The following is a 4,875-nucleotide window of genomic DNA, read 5'->3' as shown; positions in this document are numbered from 1 at the left end:
GTGCAGGTGCAACCCTAAAACGCAAAGTAAAACGCTCTCATTCAACCGAAAAAGAACCCAGTAACGTCGGTTAAATTGCCTTTTTGTATAACTCATTCCCCCTTAATTGAATAAGTTAAGGGGGATTATTTGTTAGGTTTAGGCTTTGCACTATAATAGTTGATAATTAAGATGAGGTCTTAAAATAGAACAGCAAACCCTAAAAGGGACTTGGGGATGGCTGTGTCCTCAACTTGCCTCCGCATTTTAAAAGTCCCCACTATAAATCTTAGAGAGACTGAGACAATTTAGCTGATGGAAAATAGCCGATGCACTTGCGCTAGGGTTTTCGTATCTTGAAAACCCCGTTTTTTGTCTAAGTCCTAAGGGAGTTATACTAGCGCACTTTGCCCCCTAAAAGCTATCATCTTGAAAGGGGGCATTTTAGAAGTATAGTGAGCGACTCTTTTCTAGGCACGCAGAAATGCTGAATAACTTAACAGTTAAAAATTTGACGGTTTTTCCCGAAATACAGCTGCAATTTTCCCAAAATCTGAATGTCATTGTCGGGGAAAACGGAACAGGCAAAACTCATCTTCTCAAGATTGTCTATTCGGCACTCGCTACCAGTGGGGAAGAAGGGCGAAAATCTCCGAACGGAACGCCAACAAAAACGTTATTGCAAACTCGTTTAGCCGATAAACTGATTCATGTATTTCGCCCCGATTATTTAGGAAGGCTCACCCGCAGAAAACAAGGACGAGAACGATGTGATATAAAATTACACTTTCAAGATAGTCGATTTAATTTTGCTTTCAGTTTCGCAACTAATAGTAAAACAGAAGTCTCCCTAGAGGAAGTTCCAGAGGCTTGGCTTGATGTATCTTCTGCCTATTTTCCCACTAGAGAGCTATTGACAATTTTTCCAAACTTTGTATCTCTATACGAAAGTCATTATCTTGAATTTGACGAAACTTGGCGAGATACTTGCTTACTTCTCGGCGCTCCTTTGCAACGTGGCAATAAGGAAAAACCCATTCAAAAGTTATTGGAACCGATCGAATCGGCGATGGGAGGTTCGCTAGAGTTAGATAAAAATGGGCGTTTTTATCTAAAAAATGAAAGTGGACGATTCGAGATGCCTCTCGTTGCCGAAGGAAATCGTAAATTAGCGATGTTAGCTCGTCTAATCGCCACTGGTGTGTTAATGGAAAAAGGTGTTTTATTTTGGGATGAACCAGAAGCGAATCTCAACCCTATTTTGATCAGAGAAGTCGCTAAGAGCATCGTCAATCTTAGTCATGCGGGTATTCAAGTCTTTCTGGCAACCCATAGTTTATTTTTACTACGAGAACTGGAAATTTTAATGAGCGATCGAGATAACTTTCCCCTGAATCAGCGTTTTTTCGGCCTACATTTCTCCGATGGTGCTGTAGTCGTTCAACAAGGAAATACAAGCGATGAAATCGGTGAAATCACAGCCCTTGATCAAGAGCTTGCTCAATCCGATCGCTTTTTAAGTATGGGAGAAGAAAGACGGTGAGGGTTGAAGTGGACGGCATAATCTTTGATTTTCCCGATTCGTGGCAAGTCAGTAAATACGATAATTGGTCTTTTTATCGTCACCAGTTCTCTACAATGCTAGATGGAATTAAAGGGGTTGATTTGATTGCGATTGCTCGACAAGATATCTGGTTAATTGAGGTGAAAGATTATCGCCAGTCACGTCGTACTAAAGCTCAAGATCTCGCCGAAGAAGTTACCGAAAAAGTTCTCTATACAATCGCGGCTAAGTAGGTAGGCGTTAAAAATTATCAGACACCCCCCTTATCAAGGGTAGGGTTGATTCATGAATCAACCCTACCTTATCAAGGAGGACAGGGGGGATCGAACCTAAAATCCATTTTTAATTTAATTATAACCAGCTACTTATGTTACCAGCGAAGATTAATGCCTCTGACAAATCCGAAGCAAATTTTGCCAGAAAAGTTCTTCAGGGAAAACAATTACAGGTTGTCCTCCATCTTGAACAACCGGAAACACATTCCCGACTTTTTCCCCGCGCCATTAACCCTGTAGATGTGCAGCAAAAACTGAGAAGATTAATTAAGCCGATCGCTCCTCATCCAAAGGTGGTAGAATCTACTCGGATGCAGAGTGTACCGTGGAGTGTAATTTAATTCTCATATTCTCAACTGGCAAATTAATATAACTCATTTCCCCTTAATTTTAGATCAAATGAAATTAGTTGCTGACAAGAGTTTTAAAAGAGCATTTAAAGAATTTATCAAGAAAAATCCTCAACTTAAATAAAAGTTATTGAGTATCTTAGATTGATTAGAAGCTGATCCCTTTCTTCCTTCTTTAAAGTCTCATAAGTTAACAGGAAGTTTAGAAGGATATTGGTCTTTTTCTGTTGCTTACGATTGTCGTATTATTTTTACGTTTCGTCAAGATACTGAATTGCTATAGATAAGGATAATTTTCTTTCTTGCCTTTAATTCTCCTATTCTAAACTGGTAAAAAGTCAAAATCTATGATTTCTGCAAAGGTATAAGGACAAACTTGCGGAAACGTATCCAAAGATAAACCAGTTTTTTTGATCACCGATCGCTTGGCTTTATCATAAATAATATCTAGCCTAGAAGCCCCATAATTGTAGAGGGTTTTTGACTGGAATAAAATTTCTAGTTCTAGACGGAAATTATCGATTTCATCGGCCCATCCCCGGCCACAATTACCTTTTTCAGTCAGCCAATACTGATACATCAATAAATGTTTAACGGTTTGAATTAGATAGCTTTCCACTTTGTTTCTTTGTTCTCTCCCCAAATCTTCTATCTCCGTTAAAAGATGTTCCCAATCTAAATTTTTAATCTCCCCGCGTCGAATTTGTTCGGTGGTTCGCTCAATCCACAAAACAAAGTCCTGATCATAAAGTTGTTTTAATTCTTCCCAGCAATTCTCATTTTAAGGTTTCATGACATTAAAACCCTTGCACCTAGAGGGGTTAATAATTCTTAACGAGTCTCTAGATCGCTGAAACAACGCAAAATCGTTTCAAAATGAGAATTGCCGAATTCTTCCACCTGCATAGATTTTTGAGATTGAGCCGCGCTTTTATTATCGATCATAAACAAAACCCCCCACCAATGGGCGGGGGGTTTTTTAGTCACCTAATTCAAGGTTTAGCCGAACTTGCCGGCAGTGGAAGCGATCAAGAAGGCGGCGTAGGTGAAGATATAGCCAACGGTGAAGTGAGCTAAACCAACCAAACGAGCCTGAACGATCGAGAGAGCCACGGGTTTGTCTTTCCAACGAACGAGGTTCGCCAGAGGAGTACGTTCGTGGGCCCAAACGATAGTTTCGATCAACTCTTGCCAGTAACCACGCCAAGAGATCAGGAACATGAAACCGGTTGCCCAAACGAGGTGTCCAAAGAGGAACATCCAGGCCCAGACAGAAAGGTTATTAACACCGTAGGGATTGTAACCGTTGATTAACTGAGCCGAGTTAGCCCAGAGGTAATCGCGGAACCAGCCCATCAGGTAGGTGGAGTTTTCGTTAAACTGAGCCACGTTACCCGACCAGACACCGAGGTGTTTCCAGTGCCAGTAGAAGGTTAACCAACCCAGGGTGTTCAACATCCAGAACATGGCTAAGTAGAAGGAATCCCAAGCAGAGATGTCGCAAGTACCGCCACGGCCGGGACCGTCGCAAGGGAAGGAATACCCGAAGTCTTTTTTATCGGGCATTAATTTGGAACCACGAGCGTCTAAAGCACCTTTAACCAGGATTAGAACGGTGGTGTGTAAACCAAGAGCGATCGCATGGTGAACGAGGAAGTCGCCAGGACCGATGGTTAAGAATAAGGAGTTAGTGCCGCTATTGATTGCGTCTAGCCAACCGGGTAACCAAACATCACCGTAGTTGGGATAGGCGGTGTAAGCGATACTATCGGGGTTAGACAACAGTACGTTCATGCCGTACAGGGTTTTACCCGAAGCTGCTTGCACGAATTGAGCGAACACAGGTTCGATCAGGATTTGTTTTTCGGGAGTACCGAAAGCGACGACCACATCGTTATGAACGTAGAGGCCGAGGGTGTGGAAACCTAAGAAAAGGGAAACCCAGCTTAGGTGAGAGATGATCGCTTCTTTATGCTCCAGCATCCGCGCCAGCACGTTATCTTTGTTCGCTTCGGGATCATAGTCACGCACGAAGAAGATAGCACCGTGGGCGAAAGCACCCACCGCTAGGAAACCAGCGATGTATTGGTGGTGCGTATAAAGAGCCGCTTGGGTAGTGTAGTCCTTAGCGATAAAGGCATAAGGGGGTAGCGCGTACATATGCTGCGCCACCAGAGAGGTGATCACGCCTAAAGAAGCGAGAGCCAAACCGAGTTGGAAGTGGAGAGAGTTGTTAACCGTGTCATAAAGATTTTTGTGACCGGCTCCTAACTTACCACTGGGGGGTCTGTGTGCATTAAGGATGTCCTTGATGCTGTGACCGATGCCCCAGTTGGTGCGGTACATATGACCAGCCACAATGAAGATCACAGCGATCGCCAAGTGGTGGTGAGCCATATCGGTTAACCAGAGGGACTCGGTTTGGGGATGGAAACCACCTAAGAAGGTGAGGATCGCAGTTCCCGCGCCTTGGGCAGTACCGAAAATGTGGTTAGCAGTATCGGGGTTTTCTGCATACACACCCCAGTTACCGGTGAAGAAGGGTAGTAAACCCGCCGGGTGGGGAGGAGTGGAGAGGAAGTTGTCCCAACCAACGTGCTGACCGCGGGATTCGGGGATAGCAACGTGAACGAGGTGTCCGGTCCAAGCCAGAGAGCTAACACCGAACAGAGCGGCGAGGTGGTGGTTCAGGCGAGATTCAGCGTTT

4 protein-coding genes and 2 pseudogenes are annotated in these 4,875 nt (G+C 43.8%); 4 read left to right on the top strand and 2 right to left on the bottom strand.

Features of this window, described 5'->3' with window-relative positions; translation table 11 throughout:
- Nucleotides 1-463: 463 nt before the first annotated feature.
- From PX482_RS23310 to PX482_RS23295, 4 genes and pseudogenes are all read left to right on the top strand, one after another.
- The gene (locus PX482_RS23310; RefSeq protein WP_288123091.1) at nt 464-1,522 is read left to right on the top strand and encodes an AAA family ATPase; all 1,059 of its coding nucleotides are present in this window, start codon (nt 464-466) and stop codon (nt 1,520-1,522) included.
- On the top strand, nt 1,519-1,776 hold the full coding sequence (locus PX482_RS23305; protein WP_190381719.1) for a hypothetical protein: 258 nt from the start codon (nt 1,519-1,521) through the stop codon (nt 1,774-1,776). The genes PX482_RS23310 and PX482_RS23305 overlap by 4 nt, the downstream gene beginning before the upstream one ends.
- 134 nt (nt 1,777-1,910) lie before the next feature.
- Nucleotides 1,911-2,159: a hypothetical protein gene (locus PX482_RS23300; protein ID WP_045362883.1), complete on the top strand. Its 249-nt coding sequence runs from the start codon at nt 1,911-1,913 to the stop codon at nt 2,157-2,159.
- 58 nt (nt 2,160-2,217) lie between these two features.
- A pseudogene (locus PX482_RS23295) lies at nt 2,218-2,451 on the top strand (type II toxin-antitoxin system RelE/ParE family toxin).
- A 39-nt stretch (nt 2,452-2,490) separates the two neighbouring features.
- Here the strand turns inward: PX482_RS23295 and PX482_RS23290 are convergent.
- Nucleotides 2,491-2,937 (bottom strand): annotated as a pseudogene (locus tag PX482_RS23290) (DUF29 domain-containing protein); the annotation flags it as partial.
- Nucleotides 2,938-3,167: 230 nt separating this feature from the next.
- Nucleotides 3,168-4,875 (bottom strand): photosystem I core protein PsaB (gene psaB / locus PX482_RS23285; RefSeq protein ID WP_288123090.1); only part of this gene is annotated, 1,708 nt, incomplete at its 5' end.

Origin of the sequence: Microcystis sp. M53602_WE12, assembly GCF_030065455.1 — a bacterium.
Taxonomy (GTDB): domain Bacteria; phylum Cyanobacteriota; class Cyanobacteriia; order Cyanobacteriales; family Microcystaceae; genus Microcystis; species Microcystis aeruginosa.
The sequence above is the reverse complement of the archived record's forward strand: the minus strand, read 5'-3'. Positions and strand labels throughout refer to the sequence as shown.

Coding starts and splice junctions, on each gene's coding strand:
- PX482_RS23300 (WP_045362883.1), top strand. CDS start 1,911: ATGTTACCAGCGAAGATTAATGCCTCTGACAAATCCGAAGCAAATTTT.
- PX482_RS23310 (WP_288123091.1), top strand. CDS start 464: ATGCTGAATAACTTAACAGTTAAAAATTTGACGGTTTTTCCCGAAATA.